Source organism: Streptomyces niveiscabiei (genome assembly GCF_033794345.1).
In the GTDB taxonomy this organism is placed as follows: Bacteria; Actinomycetota; Actinomycetes; order Streptomycetales; family Streptomycetaceae; genus Streptomyces; species Streptomyces niveiscabiei.
The window spans coordinates 45847-63661 of record NZ_JARAYJ010000018.1 but is presented as its reverse complement, the minus strand read 5'-3'; the positions used below and the strand labels follow the sequence as shown (position 1 = coordinate 63661).

The following is a 17815-nucleotide window of genomic DNA, read 5'->3' as shown; positions in this document are numbered from 1 at the left end:
CTCCGGCGACGGAGCTTCGGTCAGGTCTGTCAGCCCAGGTCGATCTCCGGGTACAGCGGGAAGCCCTGGACGAGGTCCGTCGCGCGCTGGGCGATCTCCTCGGAGACCTTGGTGTCCAGGACGTGCGCCGCCTTGGAGACCGCGCCCGACTTGGTGGTGCCCTGCTGCGTCGCCGTGAGGACGCGGTCGATGAGGCCGGCGACCTCGTCCATCTCGGACGTACCGAGGCCGCGGGTCGTGAGGGCGGGGGTGCCGATGCGGATGCCGGACGTGTACCAGGCGCCGTTCGGGTCGGCGGGGATGGCGTTGCGGTTGGTGACGATGCCGGAGTCCAGCAGAGCCGCTTCCGCCTGGCGGCCGGTGAGGCCGTACGAGGTGGATACGTCGATGAGGTTGAGGTGGTTGTCCGTGCCGCCCGTGACCAGGGTCGCGCCCCGGCGCATGAGGCCCTCCGCCAGCGCGCGGGAGTTGTCCACGATGCGCTGGGCGTAGTCCTGGAAGGACGGCCGGCGGGCCTCGGCCAGGGCGACCGCCTTCGCGGCCATGACGTGCGGGAGGGGGCCGCCGAGGACCATCGGGCAGCCCCGGTCGACCTGGTCCTTGAGGGAGTCGTCGCACAGGACCATGCCGCCGCGCGGGCCGCGCAGGGACTTGTGGGTGGTCGTCGTGACGATCTGCGCGTGCGGGACCGGGTCGAAGTCGCCGGTGAGGACCTTGCCCGCGACCAGGCCCGCGAAGTGGGCCATGTCGACCATGAGGGTCGCGCCGACCTCGTCCGCGATCTCCCGCATGACCCGGAAGTTCACCAGGCGCGGGTACGCGGAGTACCCCGCGACCAGGATCAGCGGCCTGAACTCACGCGCCTGGGCACGCAGCGCGTCGTAGTCGATGAGGCCGGTCGCCGGGTCCGTGCCGTAGGAGCGCTGGTCGAACATCTTGCCGGAGATGTTGGGGCGGAAGCCGTGCGTGAGGTGGCCGCCCGCGTCGAGGGACATGCCCAGCATCCGCTGGTTGCCGAAGGCCTGCCGCAGCTCGGCCCAGTCCGCCTCGGAGAGGTCGTTGATCTGGCGGGCGCCGGACTTCTCCAGGAACGGCACCTCGACGCGGTCGGCGAGGACGGCCCAGAAGGCGACGAGGTTGGCATCGATCCCGGAGTGCGGCTGGACGTACGCGTGCCGCGCCCCGAACAGCTCGCGCGCGTGCTCGGCGGCCAGCGACTCGACCGTGTCGACGTTCCGGCACCCGGCGTAGAAGCGCCGCCCGACCGTCCCCTCCGCGTACTTGTCGCTGAACCAGTTCCCCATGGCCAGCAGCGTCGCCGGAGACGCGTAGTTCTCCGACGCGATCAGCTTCAGCATCTCGCGCTGGTCGTGGACCTCCTGGCCGATCGCGTCGGCCACCCGCGGCTCGACCGCGCGGATGACGTCGAGGGCGGCGCGAAAGGCGGTGGACTGGGTGGACAGGGGCTCGGACATGAGACCTCCGGACGTAGGGCTACGGCGTTCGGCGTTCAGGTTCGGCCCAGGCGCACGGCACTCGGTCACTCCGGGCCGCTCCCCGATGGTCGGTCCCATCCCAGCGCGCCAGTCACGGCCCTCGGCCAGCCTACCCGGTGGCCTCGATCCGCCACCGGCCCACTTCCCGGTACGCGGAGTCGTACACGGCACTCCCGTCGCCGGGTTCCAGCTCGTAGTGGTGGAGGTTGCCGCCCCAGTAGCGCAGGATCCGCCCGAGTTCCTCGACGGGACGTTCGGGGTCGACGGAGACTTCGAGCACGAATTTCGCGGTCGTCATGCCTTCTATCGTTTCATTGACGCACCCTGTGAGACTTTTCGGCGATCACCCGAGGAAGGCTGCCGGAAAGTCTCAAAGGGGTGTGCAACTCACCGGATGACGTGCGGCAGGAACCTCGCGTACACGTCCGTCACCAACCCGGACGACTCCCGGATGCCGAGCCCCGCCGCCTCCCCCTCGACGGTCCACGCGCCGAGGACGACGTGGTTGCCGTCGAAGGCGGGGAGGGGCGCCAACTGCTGGTAGCAGCAAGGCTCTACAGGTACGAGGGGCTCAGCGCCCTTTTGATGCACCGAGGCGCCCTTCTGATGCACCACGACCCCCGCGCCCTCCCGGCCCAGCAGCGGCTTGGAGACGTACTCGGTCAGTTCGCGGGGCCCGTCGAGGTAGGCGGGGAGGAGGTTGGGGTGGCCGGGGTACAGCTCCCAGAGGACCGCCAGCAGCGCCTTGTTGCTGAGGAGCATCTTCCAGGCCGGCTCGATCCACAGGGTGGAGCCGGTGCCGCCGCCGTTGTCGAGGGTGTCCAGGACGTGCACGCCGAAGCGGTCGGTCGTGAGCCACTCCCAGGGGTAGAGCTTGAAGCAGCTCCGGATGAACCGGAGCCGGTTGTCGACGAACCGCCCCGAGAGCCGGTCGAAGCCGATGTCCTCGACGGGGATCCACTCCGTGTCGAGCCCCGCCTGTTCGGCCGTCTCCTTGAGGTAGGCGACGGTCATGAGGTCCTCGCCGAGTTCGTCGGCGGTGGAGTGCGCGAAGTAGAGGGGACTGCCGGGCGGCAGCAGGTCGCCCTGCCGTTTCCAGGCGGCGACGAGCCGCTCGTGGAGGGAGTTCCACTGGTCGGCGCCGGGGAACCGGTCCTCCATCCAGAACCACTGGGGGGACGCCGCTTCGACGAGGGACGTGGGCGTGTCCGCGTTGTACTCCAGCATCTTCGCGGGCCCGGAGCCGTCGTAGCGCAGGTCGAACCGGCCGTACACGGACGGCAGTTCGGCCCGTCGCCGCCAGGACTCGGCGACGGCGTCGGCGACTTGAGGATCGGTGATGCCGAGGTCGGTGAAACGGCCCTCGGCGACGATGTGTTCGGCGGCGGCGAGGCACATCCGGTGCAGTTCCTCGACCGTCTCCTCCAGCGCCTCGACCTCGTCGAGGGTGAAGGAGTAGTAGGCGCTCTCGTCCCAGTAGGGGTACAGCTCGCCGTCCGGGTGCCGGGAGAGCGGGTAGACGAGGCCCTGCGCCTCGACCGTCCGCTGCCAGTCGGGGCGGGGTTCGATGCGGTGGCGTATCACGTCGGCGCTCAGCCGCCGGAGCTGCCGTGGCCGCCGTCGCTCCCGCCGAAGCCGCCCCGGTCGACGCCGCCCGACCCGCCGCTGGAGCTGGAGGACGAACCCCCGGACGACTTACGGGACTTGGTGAGCGAGCCGCCGTCCACGTACCCGCTCCGCTTCTTGCCGCCGTAGTACCAGACGGCGTGGGACGACGACGAACTCCCCGACGACTTGCAGTCCTTGTCGGCGACGACCTTGTAGCCCTTCACGGAGTCGTAGCTGTCGCGGTCGACGCACCGCTTGTCCGGATCGGAGGAGCACGCGGTGAGCGCCACCGCGAGGATCCCCACGCCGCCGAGGACGACCGCGTTCGAGCGCAGCCTTCTGGTCGTGTCCGCCATGTCCTGTTCTCCCCGTGTAATGAATGCGTGTGTTCGACGGTCAGCCTAGAGATCGGTGAGAGTCCCGGTTCGACTACCCCCGGCTCCCGCCGCTCCCCTACAGTCCGTTTGTGATGTTTGGGATGGTGTGCGCACTCGCCGCGGCGGTCTGCTTCGGTACGGCGACGGTGTGGCAGGCGGTGGCGACCAGGGAAGCGGCGGGCGGTTCCTCGCACGGTGACGCGGCGCTGCTCCTGCGTGCCGTACGGCAGTGGCGGTACCTCGCCGGGCTCGGGCTCGACGGGCTCGGGTTCGTGTTCCAGGTGCTGGCGCTGCGGTCCGTACCGATCTACGCGGTCGGCGCGGCGCTCGCGGCGAGCCTCGCGGTGACGGCGGTCGTGGCGGCGCGGATGCTGAGGGTGCGGCTGAGCCGGACCGAGTGGGGCGCGGTCGCGGTGGTCTGCGCGGGTCTTGCGATGCTGGGCCTGGCGTCCGGCGCGGAAGGCTCGCGGCACGGCTCCGGCGTCCTGAGGTGGGCGGTGCTCGGGGCCGCCGTGTGCATCCTGCTGCTGGGGACCGTCGGGGGGCGGCTGCCGGAGCGGGGGCGCGCACTGACGCTCGGGCTCGGTGCCGGGTTCGGGTTCGGGGTGGTGGAGGTGGGGGTGCGGCTGATCGACTCCCTCGGCCCCCTGTCGCTGCTGGCGAATCCGGCGTCGTACGCGCTGCTCGTCGGCGGCGGCGCGGCCTTCCTGCTGCTCACCTCGGCCATCCAGCGGGGGTCGGTGACCGCCGCCACCGCCGGGATGGTGATCGGGGAGACGGTCGGGCCCGCGGCCGTCGGCGTGATCTGGCTGGGCGACCGGACGCGGGACGGGCTGGGGTGGCTGGCGGTGCTGGGGTTCGGGGTGGCCGTGGCGGGGGCGCTGGCGCTGGCGCGGTTCGGGGAGGCGCCGGAGGAAGTGCCCGATACGTCCCTGTCACAGGCGTCGCAGTAGACTCGGCCGACGTGGCGGACACCCAGTACGAAGACCTGTTGCGGCGAGTGCTCGACTCCGGAACGGCCAAGGCCGACCGGACCGGCACCGGTACCCGGAGTGTCTTCGGACACCAACTGCGCTACGACCTCGCGCAGGGGTTCCCCCTGATCACCACCAAGAAGGTCCACCTCAAGTCGATCGTGTACGAGCTGCTGTGGTTCCTGCGCGGCGACTCCAACGTCCAGTGGCTCCAGGACAACGGCGTCACGATCTGGGACGAGTGGGCCGACGCCGACGGCGAACTCGGTCCCGTGTACGGCGTCCAGTGGCGCTCCTGGCCGACGCCGGACGGCGGTCACATCGACCAGCTCACCGAGGTCCTCGACACGCTGCGCCGCGACCCCGACTCGCGCCGGATCATCGTCTCCGCGTGGAACGTCGCCCAGCTCTCCGAGATGGCCCTCGCGCCCTGCCACGCGTTCTTCCAGTTCTACGTCGCGGACGGCCGCCTCTCCTGCCAGCTCTACCAGCGCAGCGCCGACCTGTTCCTCGGCGTCCCCTTCAACATCGCGAGCTACGCGCTGCTGACGCACATGGTCGCGCAGCAGACGGGACTCGAGCCGGGCGACTTCATCTGGACCGGCGGGGACTGCCACATCTACGACAACCACGTCGACCAGGTGACGGAACAGCTCTCCCGTACGCCGCTGGACTTCCCGCGGCTCAAGCTGCACCAAGCCGACGACCTCTTCTCCTACACCTACGACGACGTCGAGGTGGTCGACTACAAGCACCACCCCGCCATCAAGGCGCCGGTCGCGGTATGAGCGTCGGACTCATCTGGGCGCAGTCCCTGGACGGCGTGATCGGCGCGGACTCCACGATCCCCTGGCGGCTGCCCGAGGACCTGGCCCACTTCAAGGCGACGACGCTGGGCCACCCCGTGGTGATGGGCCGCCGCACCTGGGACTCCCTCCCGCCCCGGTTCCGTCCCCTCCCCGGGCGCCGCAACATCGTCCTGACCCGGGACGCCTCGTGGACGGCGGACGGCGCGCAGCGGGCCGCGTCGCTCCCCGAGGCCCTCGCCTCGGCGCCGGACGCGTGGGTGATCGGCGGGGGCGAGATCTACCGGGCGGCGATGGAGTTCGCTGCGCGGCTCTCGGTGACCGAGATCGACGTACAGGTGACGGGCGACACGTACGCGCCCGCGCTGGACGAGTCGTGGCGGGTCACCGTGGAGGGCGACTGGCTGACCTCGGCGTCGGGGCTGCGGTACCGGATCAGGGAGTACGCCCGCTAGCGGACAGGATCTGACCTACAGGGGACCTAGCGTCATCGGGAACCCAGGAGGTCACATGTCCGTCAAGCCGATCCCCGACGGCTACACCACCGTCACGCCGTGGCTCATCTCCCGCGACACCGTCCAGCTCATCGACTACCTGAAGCGCGCCTTCGACGCCGAGGAACTCGCCTGCCTCAAGGGCGAGGACGGCTCCGTCGCCCACGCGGAGGTCCGCATCGGCGACTCGGTCGTCATGCTGTTCGACTCCCGCCCGAAGTGGCCCCCGACCCCCGGCTTCCTGCGCCTGTACGTCGAGGACGCCGACGCCGTCCACCGCCGGGCCGTCGCGGCGGGCGGCACCTCGGTCACCGAGGTCACCCACCTCTTCTTCGGCGACCGCGTCGGCCGCGTACGCGACCCCCTCGGCAACCTCTACTGGATCCAGACCCGCGTGGAAGACCTCACCCTGGAGGAGATGGAACCCCGCCTGACCGACCCGGAGTTCACGAGGGCCATGGAGTACGTCCAGAGCGCGGACTTCTTCCCGGGCCGCGAACGGGACGCCGGCTGACACGCAGGGGACCGAGCGACAACGGAGGCTGCTCCGCCCGACTCGGGTTCACCAGTCGGGTCTGATCGGAATGAGCGCCGCGAGGGCGACCACGATGTCGCGGGGTCGAGCGCGCCGCCGTGCTCGGTCCGCCAACGCATCAAACGGCACAAGCTGTAGGCGGCTGCGAGACCCATGCCATGAGTTCGGCCAGATGCTCCGGCTGCAACCCGAGATGCCCGGCGGGCTGGATGAGGAGGGTCGCCATCCCCCTGGCGGTGCGCTCCGCCGCCCAGGCGTGGTCGAGGCTGGTGAAGTCGTCGTCGATCCAGACGGCGGGGGCGTCGTTCAGCCAGGCGTCGACGTGGTCGCGTTTCCACAGGTAGCCGTTGGGGTGGCTGGTGGTGATCCGGGGCCGCGGCAGGTTGAGGTACGGCAAGGCCGGGAGATCCAGGAGAGGCCCGATGAGAGTGGCGGCGTCCTGTCGCCAACTGGTGCACCAGACGGGGGTGACCAGGCCGGTGCGGATGACGTCCATGAGCAGGCGGCCGTGGTCGGGGTTGAGCCAGACGGTGACCGGGTCGTCGGCGCTGCGGCCGAGGGGGACGACGGCGTGCCGGGCGTGGGTGGCCGGGGTCGAGCCGTCCTCGCCGGGGAAGGGGATGAGGACACCGTCGATGTCGAGGAGCAGGTAGGGCGGGCGCATCGGTCCTCCACGGGCGGTCAGAGCTTGCGGGCGCGGATCAGCAAGGTGGTGGGCCAGTGGCCCATGCGGGGGTCGTGGAACTCCTGGGCCGAGGCGAGCCAGAAGCCGGCCTGGCTGAGGTGCTTCTCCCAGCGGTCGGTGTCGAACTCCCAGCGGGCGATGGGGAGCCGGGTGCGGTCGGGGAGAGTGACGAAGTCGCGGCGGGACCGGTCGTCGCCGGAAGGGCTGCGGCCACCGCGCTGCGGGTGCGGAACGGAGAAGGCGAGCAGCCGGCCGGGCGTGAGGTGCCGGGCGATGGCCGACAGCAGGAGTTGAGGAGCGACGAGCCCTACGGCGCCGAAGACGGAGTAGATCGCGTCGTACGGCTCGTCCGAGGCGCGCAGGTGGCGCAGGGCGTGGCTGGTGACGAGGGTGAGGTTGTTCAGCCGTCCGTAGTGGGCGCGGGCGCGGTGGACCTGGAGCCCGGCCAGGTCGACGCCGGTGACGTGTGCGCCGTGGCGTCCGGCCAGGTGCGCGGCGTTGCGGCCGGCGCCGCAGCCGAGTTCCAGCAGCCGCTTTCCCCGCAGGTCAGGACCGAGGATCTCGGCGCTGGGGCCTTGGCCGGGCTTCGTGGTCCATTCCATCCGGGCGGGTACGGCGAGCGGGCCGGTGGCGGGGCGCCGGAGGGCGTGGGCGTGCCAGGGGGATGCCTGGCCGTGCACGTCAGATCTCCAGGAGGCGGAGGACGTCGGTGAGGTGGCGGCGTACGGCCTTGATGTAGGCGGGGTCGGTGGCCGGGTCGTTGATCCAGCGGACGGCCTGGTCCATGAACCACTCGACGGCCCACATGCGGTGCCAGCCCAGCGCCCAGCTCTCGGCGGTGAGCCCACCGCGCGGGGCGAGGGCGTCGGGGGTGCCGCCGGCCGTGACGTACTGCTCCAGGAGGACGCGCAGGCGTACGGGGTCGGGGGCGTCGATGGTGCCGTGCCAGCTGGCGAGGTCGAGCAGGCCGGGGCCGGTGAAGGCGCGGGCGAGGTCGAGCAGCCGCCAGCCGCGCTCGCCGATGTGGAGGCTGGTGGGGTGGAACTCGGAGTGCACCCAGCCGAACGGTTCCAGCGTCGCTCCTCCCGAGCGGGCGTCGGCGGCCCGGGCGATCCTGCCGAGCGTGTCCTCGACGTCGTCGGCGTCCTGCCACCGGTCGGCCTTGCGGAGCCGTTCGAGATGCTCCAGAGCTCTGGCCGGGAGCATGAGCAGCCGATCCTGGTCGAGGACGGGCAGGGAGGCGGCCGTACGCGTGCTGTGCAGGACCACGGCCGCGGCGACTCCGTCCAGGTCGTCGGCGTCGCGGACGGACGGTCCGAGGTCCTCCATGAGCATGCCGAGCCAGCCGTCCAGGACGGCGGAGGCGTGGACCTGGGGGACGGGGACGCCGAGGGTGCGGGCCTGGCGGAGAGCCTGGTCTTCGCTGTCGAAGGGCTTCTTGGCGTACTTGAAGACGGCCGTGGAGCCGTCGGGAAAGGTCACGCGCTCGACCCCGGACATGGACCACACGCGTACCTCCTCACGTGTGGCGGTGGCCTGGCCGACCATGGTGAGCAGGTTGTCGAGGAGTTCGGCGCTGGGGTTCGCGGTCATGCAGAGGCTCCAGGGGGGAGGGGGTGAGCCGGATGCGTCGGCTCACCCCGGGGCTTACGCAGCGGGGTTCACGCGGTGGGCGCGGACCTGCTCGATCCAGCCCGCCTTGAACGCGGCGAGGTCGTCGCGGAAGTCGGCCATCGAGGCACCGTAGGGCGCGACCACGCCACCGGTCTGGTCCGGCACGGACTGGCAGCCGTGCACGAGCCGTCCGCCGAGCGCGGCGTGCGCCTTGACGGACTCGATCCGGCGGTGCTCGTTGAACCAGCCGCCGTGGTAGACCTCGTCGAGCATCCCGCCCGTCTCGTCGTCCAGGTCGAAGACGACAGAGGTGGCCGCCGGGAAGAACCAGCACGGGCCGACGTTGGAGATGTGCCCGTCGAGCTCGACCTTGTTGAGCGCCATCAGCGTGGCCGCCTCGCGCAGCATCCGCAGGTGGTCGGCGGTGATCTGCGGCAGGCCGAGGCCGGTCAGGTGCTCGTCGCGGAACAGGTACGCGTACACCTCGTACGCGGTGGCCAGGACGCGGGCGGCATCCGAAGTGGACTCGGCGTGAGCCCTGATGAAGTCCAGCGCGAGCTGCTCGACCGCGCTCTCGGTCGTCTCCTCCACGTCCAGGAGCTGAGCCTTGACCAACTCCCAGTCAGCTACGAGCCAGGTGTTCGACTCGAAGCGGAAGAAGTACTCGGCCGGGTCGATGGTGATGCGCGGGCCGTCGACCCGGATGCCGGGCAGGCGGCTCCAGCGCGGGTCGAACGCCTCGGGCAGTACGACCGTGATGGCCTTGGTGTCGATGGTGGTCACCGTGTCTCCGTCTCTGATCGGCCGGGTTCGGGCACAGGAATGCCCGAACCCGGTGTGGGCGTACGGAACTTCGGGGGCCGCCCGGCCGAAGGGGGAGCCTGGTCACGCTGTCGGACCGAGGCCGGGCGGCTGATGATTAGTGAACCTTCCGTCACGCACAGTGGGTACGGTGAGAGGGAGTTGAAGCGGTATACGCGGTTTACAGCTCCGGACGGGAGGCGAGCGTGGCAGCACCGAGAGACCCCAACTCCCGCCTGCGCGACACCATTTCCGCGACCGGCTGCACCTACGAGGTCCTCGCCAGAGACGTACGGCGTATCGCCGCCGAGAACGGCGAGATCCTCCTCACCAACAAGTCGGCCATCTCGCACTGGGTGAACGGCACCCGCACGCCTTCGGGCCGGGTGGACCAGTACCTGGCCGAGGCGCTGTCGCGTCGGGCGGGACGCGTGATCACCCTGACCGAGATCGGCCTCCAGGCCGGTGACGCCGATACGCCGGCCGAATCCGATCCCGTCCTCGCCGCAACTGGCCTCGGCCGGGCCGACGTCGAGCGTCGCCGCTTCCTCGCGATCGCCGCCTTCACCACCACCGGCGTCGCCATGCCGCTTGGTTACGACCACGACGCCACCGCCCGCATGCTCCGCGCCCGCACCGGCACATCCCTGGTCGGCGCGGAGGACGTGGACGTCGTACGCCAGATCACCGCAGCCTTCAGCGCCGCCGACGAGCGCCTCGGCGGCGGACACGGACTGACCACCGTCAGCGCCTACCTCGCCGATACTGCCGCGCCCATGCTGCGCGGGCGCTTCCCCAGCGAGCCGTTACGCCGGGCCGCGTTCGGCGCGGTCGCTGAACTCGCCTACCTCGCAGGGTGGAAGCACCACGACCTCGGCCAGGAAGGCGCCGCCCAGCGCTACTACCAGGTCGGCTACCAACTCGCCTGTGAAGCCGACCCGCACGGCCACGCCGCCTGGATGATGCGCGCCCTCGCCCACCAAGCGCTGAGTCTCAAGCAGCCCCACCACTGCGTGGACCTCGTCGAAGGCGCCCTGCGATGCGGCCTCGGCCACGTCGACGGCCAGACCGAAGCCCTCCTCCACATCGCCCACGCCCGCGCCTACGCAGCCGTGAAGGAGCACCCTTCGGCCGCGCGCGCCCTGCTCGCCGCCGAAGACGCCCTCCTCCGCGGCGATGGCTCCCAGCCCAGCTACTCCCGCGTCAGCGGCCCAGCCGCGGGCACCGTGGCCAGCCACACCGCCCGCACCCTGACCGACCTCGCCGACCACACCGGCACCGAACAGCAGCACCGAGACGCCCTCACCCGCTGGGACCCCGCGAAGTACAAGCGCGTCCACGCCCTCACGCACGCCGACCTCGGTGACAGCCTCGCCGCCCAGGCCCGCGCCGACGAAGCCGTCGCCGCTTGGACCCAGGCCCTGGTCCTCATGGAGGGAATGACCTCCGACCGCACCCGCAAGGCGATCACGTCGATCCGCTCCACGCTCGCGGTCTACCAGCGCCGCCGTGTTCCCGGCGCTGCCGATCTCGCCCGCCGAGCCCGCGAGGCCCTCGCCTAACATGCCTGACAACCCGCCCGACGAAGGGAACACCGTGACTCAGCGGACCGACGACCAGGCGAAGGCCCTCAAGCCGGCGTTCGAATCGATGACCCTGCTGGTCGCCGCCGTCATCGTCCACGACAAGGCCACCAACCGTGTCGTCCTCCTCCAGCGCGGCGAGAACGCGAAGTTCGCCCAGGGAATGTGGGACCTGCCCGTCGGCAAGAGCGAACCGGGCGAACCCGTCACGGAGACCGCCGTCCGCGAGCTCTACGAGGAGACCGGCCTCACGGTGAAGCCCGAGTCCCTCAAGGTCGCCCACATCATCCACGGTGCCTGGGGCGTCGAAGCCCCCAACGGCTTCCTCACGGTCGTCTTCACTGCTCACGAGTGGGCGGGCGAACCCGAGAACCGTGAACCCCGCAAGCATTCTCAGGTCCGCTGGGTCGACGCCGACGACATTCCCGACAACTTCGTCGAGACCACTTCCAGTGCCCTCCACAGCTACCTCACCGAAGGGCCCCAGGTGTCCCTGGACGGCTGGGAATAGGCGTTAGTCGCCAGGCGCCCGGAACGGGCAGGGAGAGAACACGGCTGACCGGCATTCACAGTTCGATCAACTCCTGCCGAGGCTCCTCCCGAGGCGGACCGGCGTCGCGGCGAGCCGCCGCGCGGCGTACCAGGAGCACCCCGCCCGCACCGAGCACCACCCCGACAACCCCCGGCACCACCCACCACCCGGAGTCGGAGCCCGGCGTCGAGGGGGTGGCCCCTGGGAACACGCCCTCCCGCTCCCACCGCTCGTAGGCGGAGCGTGGCGCCGGATGCCAGCGGACGTCCGCGTCCTCGAACTCCGGCGCGACGTCCCGTCGTATCCACGGGGTGCCGTCGTCCGCGAGGATCACCTGGTCCGTCTGCTCGACGGTCACGGCCCCACTCGGCGGGAGATCGTCCTGCGGCCAGCCGCCGACCCCGCTGCGGCCCCAGACGACGGTGAGCCGGACGGGGGGATGGTGGCCCTCGTCCCAGCTCGAAGGCACGGGAACCGTCCCCGTGTAGGTCGGGTCGAGGAGTTCCCGGAGCCGGTCGAAGAGGGGTTCGCGGGAGCGGATGGACAGGGTCCGCCCGGACGTGCCGTCGATGAGCATCGCCACATCGGGCGTACCCGAGGCGGCGGCCCCGGTGGTGAAGAGCGGGGACAACGCGAGTGCCAGTACCGCGATCCGTCTCATGGGACCCCCCTCCCGACACCTCCTGCATACCCCACCCGTTCCGAACCTCCCCCCGGAACCTGAGAGAATGCACCCATGGCCTCTGCTCGTCCTCGTGTGCTCTCCGGCATCCAGCCCACCGCCGGCTCGTTCCACCTCGGCAACTACCTCGGCGCGGTGCGCCAGTGGGTGGCGTTGCAGGAGTCGCATGACGCGTTCTACGCGGTCGTGGACCTGCACGCGATCACGGTCGCGCAGGACCCGGCGGAGCTGCGGGCGAACACGCGGCTGGCGACGGCGCAGCTGCTCGCGGCGGGGCTCGACCCGGAGCGCTGCACGCTGTTCGTGCAGAGCCATGTCCCGGAGCACGCGCAGCTCGCGTGGGTGATGAACTGCCTGACGGGCTTCGGCGAGGCGTCGCGGATGACGCAGTTCAAGGACAAGTCGGCGCGGCAGGGCGCGGACGGCGCGAGCGTCGGCCTGTTCACGTACCCGATCCTCCAGGTCGCGGACATCCTGCTGTACCAGGCGAACGAGGTGCCGGTCGGTGAGGACCAGCGCCAGCACATCGAGCTGACCCGGGACCTCGCGGAGCGTTTCAACGGCCGGTTCGGGGAGACGTTCACGATCCCGAAGCCGTACATCCTGAAGGAGACGGCGAAGATCTACGACCTCCAGGACCCGGCGGTCAAGATGAGCAAGTCGGCGTCGACGCCGAAGGGCCTCATCAACCTCCTCGACGACCCGAAGGCGACCGCGAAGAAGGTCAAGAGCGCGGTCACGGACACCGACACGGTCGTCCGCTACGACGCGGAGAACAAGCCCGGCGTCAGCAACCTCCTGACGATCCACTCGACGCTGACCGGCAAGAGCATCGCCGAGCTGGAGGCGGAGTACGAGGGCAAGATGTACGGCGCCCTCAAGACGGACCTCGCGGACGTCGTCGTAGATTTCGTGACCCCGTTCAGGGAGCGCACCCAGCAGTACCTGGACGACCCGGAGACGCTGGACGCGATCCTCGCGAAGGGCGCGGAGAAGGCGCGCTCGGTGGCCGCCGAGACCCTCGCGAACACGTACGACCGCGTCGGCTTCCTGCCCGCGAAGCACTGAGCGCGCACGCACCGTACGAACACCCGCCGGCGTCCGCCGGGGAAGAGCGCTGCACATCACTACGGCTGCGCCTGCCCACACGCCGACCGTGGCCGTACAGTCGATAGCCGAACCGCCGGACACCGGATGACAGGAGACGACGTGGGGACCGTAACGATCGGCGTGTCGATCGCGGTCCCGGAGCCTCACGGCAGCCTGCTCCAGGAGCTGCGCACGGGCTTCGGGGACGCCGCCGCGCACGGCATCCCCACGCACGTCACGCTGCTGCCGCCGACGGAGGTCGACGGCGAGGCGCTGCCGGCCGTACAGGCGCATCTGACGGACGTCGCGCGCGCGGGCAGGCCGTTCCCGATGCGGCTGTCGGGGACGGGTACGTTCCGCCCGCTCTCGCCGGTCGTGTTCGTGCGGGTCGTCGAGGGCGCCGAGCCGTGCGCCCGGCTCCAGCAGCAGGTCAGGGACGCGTCGGGCCCGCTCGCGCGCGAGCTGCTGTTCCCCTACCACCCGCACGTGACGGTCGCCCACGGCATCGACGAGGCCGCGATGGACCGCGCGTACGAGGAACTGGCCGGGTACGAGGCCGAGTGGTCCTGCACCGGCTTCGCGCTCTACGCGCAGGGACCGGACGGGGTGTGGGGCACACTCCGCGAGTATCCGTTCGGCAGTCCGGTCGTCCCGCCGCAGGCGTCCGCGCCGAGGGACTCCGTCCCCAGCCTCTAGACCGGCAGCCTGCGGAACACCCCGCGCGGGACGTGCCGCAGCGCCGACATCACCACCCGCAGCACCCCCGGCACCCACACCGTCTCCGCGCGCCGCCGCAGCCCCGCCTCGATCGCCGTCGCGACCGCCTCGGGGGTGGTCGCGAGGGGCGCCTCGGGCAGGCCCGCCGTCATCCTCGTCCGGACGAAGCCGGGGCGGACGACCATGACGTGGACGCCCGTCCCGTGCAGCGCGTCGCCCAGGCCCTGCGCGAACGCGTCGAGGCCCGCCTTGCTGGAGCCGTAGATGAAGTTCGCGCGGCGGGCGCGTTCCCCGGCGACGGAGGAGAGGACGACGAGGGAGCCGTGGCCCTGCGTCTGGAGCGCGCGGGCCGCGACCAGGCCGGAGGTGACGGCACCGGTGTAGTTCGTCTGCGCCACGCGCGCGGCGGCGAGGGGCTCGCGCTCGTCGCTGGCCTGGTCCCCGAGCACGCCGAACGCGAGCAGCACGACGTCGATGTCGCCCTCCGCGAAGACCTTGCCGAGGGCTGTCTCGTGCGACTCGGCGTCGAGGGCGTCGAAGGGGACGGTGCGGACGTCGGCGCCGAGCACACGGAGGTCCGCGGCGGCGGCCTCCAGCGCGGGGGAGGGGCGCCCGGCGAGCCACACCGTACGCGCGCGCCGGGCGATCAGGCGGCGGGCGGTGGCGAGGGCGATCTCGGAGGTGCCGCCGAGGATCAGGAGGGACTGGGGGAGGCCGAAGGCGTCTTTCACGGGGGCTCCTAGCTGGGCGGGGGCGCGGGGGCGCGGGGGTGGGGCTCTCGGGGCCTCTCGCGGGGCCCCTGGAGCTTGCGGGGCCTCTCGCGGGACCTTGGGGGGCTTGCGGGGCCTCTCACAGGGCCCTGGGGCGTGCGGGGGCGGCGATCTCCGGGCCTTCAGAGGCTCAACCGGCGTGCGAGGTCCGACACGAACACCCCGCGCGGGTCCAGCTGGGCCCGCAGTTCGCGGAAGGCGTCCGCGCGCGGGTACATCGCCGTGAGGAGGTCGGGCCGCAGGCGTGAGTCCTTGGCCAGGTACACCCGGCCCCCCGCCCCGGCGACCTCCTCGTCCAGCTCGTCCAGGAACGCCGCGAGGCCGGGCAGGGCGGCCGGGATGTCCAGGGCGAGGGTCCACCCGGGGCGCGGGAAGGAGAGCCAGCCGGGGTCGGACTCGCCGAACCGCTTGAGGACGGCGAGGAAGGACGGGCAGCGGCGCCCGGAGATGCGGTGGACGATCCGGCGCAGGGCTTCCTCCCGGCCGTGTCCGACGACGAACTGGTACTGCACGAAGCCGCCCCGGCCGTAGATCCGGTTCCAGTGCGGGACGCCGTCCAGGGGGTGGAAGAACGCCGGGATGCGCTGGAGTTCACCGGCACGCGCGCGCGGGGCGCGCCGGTACCAGAGCTCGTTGAACAGGCCGACGGTCGTGCGGGTGAGGAGGCCGCCGGGGACGAAGGAGGGGGCGGCGGGGAGCCGGGACGTACGGAAGGCGAGCGGCTCTCCGCGCGTGCGCGCGGGCAGCGCGTCCAGCGGCGCGTGGTCCCCGCGCGTGAGGACCGCCCGCCCGGTCGACGCCCCGCGCGCGAGGAGGTCGATCCAGGCGACGGAGTACCGGTGGTGCCGGTCGCCCTCGGTGAGGCGGGCCATCAGGTCGTCGAGGTCGGCGGCGCGTTCCGTGTCGACGGCCATCAGGGACGTCTCGACGGGTTGCAGGCGCACGCGCGCGGTGAGGATCACGCCGGTCAGGCCCATGCCGCCGGCGGTCGCGTCGAACAGGGGCGTGCCCTGGCGGACCGTACGGATCGTGCCGTCCGCCGTGAGCAGCTCGAACGACGGGACGTGGCGGGCGAAGGAGCCGGACGCGTGGTGGTTCTTGCCGTGGATGTCCGCGCCGATCGCGCCGCCGACGGTGACGTACCGGGTCCCCGGGGTGACCGGCACGAACCAGCCGAGCGGGAGGAGGACCTCCATCAGGCGGTGCAGGGAGATCCCCGCGTCGCACAGGACGATCCCCTCGGAGGCGTCGATCGCGTGGACCCGGTCGAGGCCGGTCATGTCCAGGACGGCGCCGCCGGCGTTCTGCGCGGCGTCGCCGTACGCCCGCCCCAGGCCCCTGGGGATGCCGCCCCGGGGTCCCGCACCCCGGACGGCCTCAACGGCCTCCTCGTAGGTCTCTGGGCGGATCAGACGGGCCGTTGAGGGGGCGGTGCGGCCCCATCCGGTCACGGAAACGGTCTCGGCAGCCATGCCGGTGACCGTAGCGCCCCTATTTGTCCGGAAACCTCGTCAACATCAAATCCCCTCCCCGAAATGGGTGATAAATGGGATTTCGCCCAATATTGCCGGTCCTGCGGCCGTTCGGGCGTGAACAGTGGGCTGATATGGACGAGAACTACGACCGGCGCCTGCTCACCGCGCTCCACGCGCGCGGCGCCGATCCCCGGGTCGCGAACGCCGCGCGCGCCCTGTCGTGGGCCGGCGAGCACGGGGCGGTGTGGATCGCCGCGGGCCTCGCCGGCGCCGCCCTCGACGGAGGCCGGCGCGACGCCTGGCTGCGGGCGACGGCCCTGTGCGCGGGCGCGCACGCGCTGAGCGTCGGCGCGAAACGCGTCGTACGGCGCCCCCGGCCCTCCCACGTGCGCGCGCTGGTCCGCACCGCCGGGCGCCACTCCTTCCCCAGCTCCCACGCGACGTCCGCCGCCGCTGCCGCGTACGCGTACGGGGCGCTCGGCGTGTACGCCGTCGCCCCTGTGGCCGTCGCGATGTGCGTGTCCCGGCTGGTCGTCGGCGTGCACTATCCGTCGGACGTCGCCGCGGGGGCGGTGCTCGGTGTCGTCACCGCGCGCGTGGGGGCGCGGTGGATGCGGGGCGTTCCCGGATGACGCAGACGGCGCCCGAACTCCATGAGCAGCGCAGACGACAGGTGCCTTCGGCCGCTCCGCCGCGCGGGGGCCTCCTCGTCGGCCTGCTGCGCACCGCCCGGCCCAAACAGTGGGTCAAGAACGTCCTCGTCGTCGCCGCGCCGGCCGCCGCCGGGCGGCTCCTGTCCTGGCACGCGGTCACGCAACTCGCCCTCGTCTTCGCCCTGTTCACCGCCTGCGCGGCGGCCGTCTACCTCGTCAACGACGCGCGCGACGCCGACGCGGACCGGGCCCACCCCACGAAACGCCTGCGGCCCGTCGCCGCCGGACAGGTCCCCGTACCCCTCGCGTACGCCGTGGGCGGCCTTCTCGCGGCCTTCGGCCCCCTCCTGGCGCTCCGGCTCACCACACCCGGCGTCGCGGCCCTCCTGGCGGCGTACGTGGCCATGCAGCTCGCGTACTGCGTCAGCCTCAAGCACGTCCTCGTCGTCGACCTCGTCGTCGTCTCGACCGGGTTCCTCATGCGGGCCACCGCCGGAGGGCTCGCGCTCGGCATCCCGCTGTCCCGGTGGTTCCTCATCACCACCGGGTTCGGGGCGCTGTTCATGGTCGCCGCCAAGCGGTACTCCGAGGCCGTGCAGATGGCCGGGAAGGCGGGGGCCACGCGCGCGCTGCTGAGCGAGTACACGACCGGCTACCTGCGGTTCGTGTGGCAGCTCGCCGCCGGGGTCGCCGTCCTCGGGTACTGCCTGTGGGCGCTGGAGGGCGAGAGCGGCGCCAGCGCCCTGCCGTGGCGTCAACTGTCCATGGTCGCCTTCACCCTGGCGGTGCTGCGGTACGCCGTCTTCGCGGACCGGGGGAGCGCCGGGGAGCCCGAGGAGGTCGTCCTCGGGGACCGCGCGCTCGCGCTGATCGGCGTCGCGTGGGTCGCCATGTACGGGCTCGCGGTGGCCCAGTGGTGACGAA

Annotated in this window: 21 protein-coding genes and 1 riboswitch; of the genes, 10 read left to right on the top strand and 11 right to left on the bottom strand. The window is 71.7% G+C overall.

All coding sequences use genetic code 11. From position 1 onward, the window contains the following. Positions 1 to 29 precede the first annotated feature (29 nt). The 4 genes from PV682_RS24235 to PV682_RS24220 all read right to left on the bottom strand — a co-directional run bounded on the left by PV682_RS24235 (position 30) and on the right by PV682_RS24220 (position 3460). Positions 30 to 1475 (bottom strand): glycine hydroxymethyltransferase, encoded by a 1446-nt coding sequence (locus PV682_RS24235; RefSeq protein ID WP_319733243.1) that lies wholly within the window; start codon positions 1473 to 1475, stop codon positions 30 to 32. Between the two features lie 37 nt (positions 1476 to 1512). Continuing rightward, positions 1513 to 1601: riboswitch (ZMP/ZTP riboswitch) on the bottom strand. Positions 1602 to 1605: 4 nt separating this feature from the next. Continuing rightward, positions 1606 to 1794: a hypothetical protein gene (locus tag PV682_RS24230; protein ID WP_319733241.1), complete on the bottom strand. Its 189-nt coding sequence runs from the start codon at positions 1792 to 1794 to the stop codon at positions 1606 to 1608. An 89-nt stretch (positions 1795 to 1883) separates the two neighbouring features. Beyond that, positions 1884 to 3080: a glutathionylspermidine synthase family protein gene (locus PV682_RS24225; protein WP_319733240.1), complete on the bottom strand. Its 1197-nt coding sequence runs from the start codon at positions 3078 to 3080 to the stop codon at positions 1884 to 1886. An 8-nt stretch (positions 3081 to 3088) separates the two neighbouring features. Then, complete coding sequence (locus tag PV682_RS24220) at positions 3089 to 3460, bottom strand: hypothetical protein (protein ID WP_319733239.1); 372 nt, start codon at positions 3458 to 3460, stop codon at positions 3089 to 3091. A gap of 122 nt (positions 3461 to 3582) precedes the next feature. Between PV682_RS24220 and PV682_RS24215 the strand changes: the two genes are divergently transcribed. The 4 genes from PV682_RS24215 to PV682_RS24200 are packed head-to-tail and all read left to right on the top strand — an operon-like array spanning position 3583 to position 6269. Then, entirely contained in the window at positions 3583 to 4434 is an 852-nt protein-coding gene (locus PV682_RS24215) for a DMT family protein (RefSeq protein ID WP_319733237.1), read from the top strand. Between the two features lie 11 nt (positions 4435 to 4445). Next, positions 4446 to 5243, top strand: coding sequence for a thymidylate synthase (locus PV682_RS24210; protein WP_319733235.1), 798 nt, complete (start codon positions 4446 to 4448; stop codon positions 5241 to 5243). Then, positions 5240 to 5716 carry a dihydrofolate reductase gene (locus PV682_RS24205; RefSeq protein WP_319733233.1) on the top strand — a complete coding sequence of 159 codons (477 nt, stop codon included), beginning with the start codon at positions 5240 to 5242 and terminating at the stop codon, positions 5714 to 5716. The genes PV682_RS24210 and PV682_RS24205 overlap by 4 nt, the downstream gene beginning before the upstream one ends. A 55-nt stretch (positions 5717 to 5771) precedes the next feature. Then, positions 5772 to 6269: a VOC family protein gene (locus PV682_RS24200; protein WP_319733231.1), complete on the top strand. Its 498-nt coding sequence runs from the start codon at positions 5772 to 5774 to the stop codon at positions 6267 to 6269. Positions 6270 to 6408: 139 nt separating this feature from the next. Here PV682_RS24200 and PV682_RS24195 read toward each other — a convergent pair whose 3' ends face one another. The 4 genes from PV682_RS24195 to PV682_RS24180 are packed head-to-tail and all read right to left on the bottom strand — an operon-like array spanning position 6409 to position 9372. Further along, on the bottom strand, positions 6409 to 6954 hold the full coding sequence (locus PV682_RS24195; RefSeq protein WP_319733229.1) for an HAD domain-containing protein: 546 nt from the start codon (positions 6952 to 6954) through the stop codon (positions 6409 to 6411). 17 nt (positions 6955 to 6971) lie between these two features. After that, positions 6972 to 7655, bottom strand: coding sequence for a class I SAM-dependent methyltransferase (locus PV682_RS24190; RefSeq protein ID WP_319733227.1), 684 nt, complete (start codon positions 7653 to 7655; stop codon positions 6972 to 6974). A gap of 1 nt (position 7656) precedes the next feature. Then, the gene (locus PV682_RS24185; RefSeq protein ID WP_319733225.1) at positions 7657 to 8568 is read right to left on the bottom strand and encodes an aminoglycoside phosphotransferase family protein; all 912 of its coding nucleotides are present in this window, start codon (positions 8566 to 8568) and stop codon (positions 7657 to 7659) included. A gap of 54 nt (positions 8569 to 8622) precedes the next feature. Continuing rightward, positions 8623 to 9372: a hypothetical protein gene (locus tag PV682_RS24180; RefSeq protein ID WP_319733223.1), complete on the bottom strand. Its 750-nt coding sequence runs from the start codon at positions 9370 to 9372 to the stop codon at positions 8623 to 8625. A gap of 224 nt (positions 9373 to 9596) precedes the next feature. Between PV682_RS24180 and PV682_RS24175 the strand changes: the two genes are divergently transcribed. Together PV682_RS24175 and PV682_RS24170 are read left to right on the top strand one after the other, a co-directional pair. Then, positions 9597 to 10952, top strand: a complete 1356-nt coding sequence (locus tag PV682_RS24175; protein ID WP_319733222.1) for a tetratricopeptide repeat protein — start codon at positions 9597 to 9599, stop codon at positions 10950 to 10952. 1 nt (position 10953) lies between these two features. After that, positions 10954 to 11484 (top strand): NUDIX domain-containing protein, encoded by a 531-nt coding sequence (locus PV682_RS24170; RefSeq protein WP_319733220.1) that lies wholly within the window; start codon positions 10954 to 10956, stop codon positions 11482 to 11484. 55 nt (positions 11485 to 11539) lie between these two features. Here PV682_RS24170 and PV682_RS24165 read toward each other — a convergent pair whose 3' ends face one another. Further along, the gene (locus tag PV682_RS24165) at positions 11540 to 12166 is read right to left on the bottom strand and encodes a hypothetical protein (RefSeq protein WP_319733218.1); all 627 of its coding nucleotides are present in this window, start codon (positions 12164 to 12166) and stop codon (positions 11540 to 11542) included. Positions 12167 to 12241: 75 nt separating this feature from the next. Between PV682_RS24165 and trpS the strand changes: the two genes are divergently transcribed. Further along, complete coding sequence (trpS, locus tag PV682_RS24160) at positions 12242 to 13255, top strand: tryptophan--tRNA ligase (RefSeq protein WP_319733215.1); 1014 nt, start codon at positions 12242 to 12244, stop codon at positions 13253 to 13255. A gap of 141 nt (positions 13256 to 13396) precedes the next feature. Next, positions 13397 to 13972, top strand: a complete 576-nt coding sequence (locus tag PV682_RS24155; RefSeq protein ID WP_319733213.1) for a 2'-5' RNA ligase family protein — start codon at positions 13397 to 13399, stop codon at positions 13970 to 13972. Here PV682_RS24155 and PV682_RS24150 read toward each other — a convergent pair. Continuing rightward, positions 13969 to 14724: a decaprenylphospho-beta-D-erythro-pentofuranosid-2-ulose 2-reductase gene (locus tag PV682_RS24150; RefSeq protein ID WP_319733211.1), complete on the bottom strand. Its 756-nt coding sequence runs from the start codon at positions 14722 to 14724 to the stop codon at positions 13969 to 13971. The genes PV682_RS24155 and PV682_RS24150 overlap by 4 nt on opposite strands. A 161-nt stretch (positions 14725 to 14885) precedes the next feature. Beyond that, positions 14886 to 16235 carry an FAD-binding protein gene (locus PV682_RS24145; protein ID WP_319733209.1) on the bottom strand — a complete coding sequence of 450 codons (1350 nt, stop codon included), beginning with the start codon at positions 16233 to 16235 and terminating at the stop codon, positions 14886 to 14888. Positions 16236 to 16369: 134 nt separating this feature from the next. On the opposite strand from PV682_RS24145, the gene PV682_RS24140 reads away from it, so the two are divergent. After that, entirely contained in the window at positions 16370 to 16870 is a 501-nt protein-coding gene (locus PV682_RS24140) for a phosphatase PAP2 family protein (RefSeq protein ID WP_319733207.1), read from the top strand. After that, a complete protein-coding gene (locus tag PV682_RS24135) occupies positions 16867 to 17811 on the top strand; it encodes a decaprenyl-phosphate phosphoribosyltransferase (RefSeq protein WP_319733205.1) in 945 nt (314 codons plus the stop codon). The genes PV682_RS24140 and PV682_RS24135 overlap by 4 nt, the downstream gene beginning before the upstream one ends. Positions 17812 to 17815: the final 4 nt, after the last annotated feature.

Bases quoted from the DNA above. Each gene is read 5' to 3' on its own strand.
- PV682_RS24235 (WP_319733243.1), bottom strand. From the start codon at position 1,475: ATGTCCGAGCCCCTGTCCACCCAGTCCACCGCCTTTCGCGCCGCCCTC.
- PV682_RS24230 (WP_319733241.1), bottom strand. From the start codon at position 1,794: ATGACGACCGCGAAATTCGTGCTCGAAGTCTCCGTCGACCCCGAACGT.
- PV682_RS24220 (WP_319733239.1), bottom strand. From the start codon at position 3,460: ATGGCGGACACGACCAGAAGGCTGCGCTCGAACGCGGTCGTCCTCGGC.
- PV682_RS24215 (WP_319733237.1), top strand. From the start codon at position 3,583: ATGGTGTGCGCACTCGCCGCGGCGGTCTGCTTCGGTACGGCGACGGTG.
- PV682_RS24205 (WP_319733233.1), top strand. From the start codon at position 5,240: ATGAGCGTCGGACTCATCTGGGCGCAGTCCCTGGACGGCGTGATCGGC.
- PV682_RS24200 (WP_319733231.1), top strand. From the start codon at position 5,772: ATGTCCGTCAAGCCGATCCCCGACGGCTACACCACCGTCACGCCGTGG.
- PV682_RS24195 (WP_319733229.1), bottom strand. From the start codon at position 6,954: ATGCGCCCGCCCTACCTGCTCCTCGACATCGACGGTGTCCTCATCCCC.
- PV682_RS24185 (WP_319733225.1), bottom strand. From the start codon at position 8,568: ATGACCGCGAACCCCAGCGCCGAACTCCTCGACAACCTGCTCACCATG.
- PV682_RS24170 (WP_319733220.1), top strand. From the start codon at position 10,954: ATGCCTGACAACCCGCCCGACGAAGGGAACACCGTGACTCAGCGGACC.
- PV682_RS24165 (WP_319733218.1), bottom strand. From the start codon at position 12,166: ATGAGACGGATCGCGGTACTGGCACTCGCGTTGTCCCCGCTCTTCACC.
- trpS (WP_319733215.1), top strand. From the start codon at position 12,242: ATGGCCTCTGCTCGTCCTCGTGTGCTCTCCGGCATCCAGCCCACCGCC.
- PV682_RS24145 (WP_319733209.1), bottom strand. From the start codon at position 16,235: ATGGCTGCCGAGACCGTTTCCGTGACCGGATGGGGCCGCACCGCCCCC.
- PV682_RS24140 (WP_319733207.1), top strand. From the start codon at position 16,370: ATGGACGAGAACTACGACCGGCGCCTGCTCACCGCGCTCCACGCGCGC.
- PV682_RS24135 (WP_319733205.1), top strand. From the start codon at position 16,867: ATGACGCAGACGGCGCCCGAACTCCATGAGCAGCGCAGACGACAGGTG.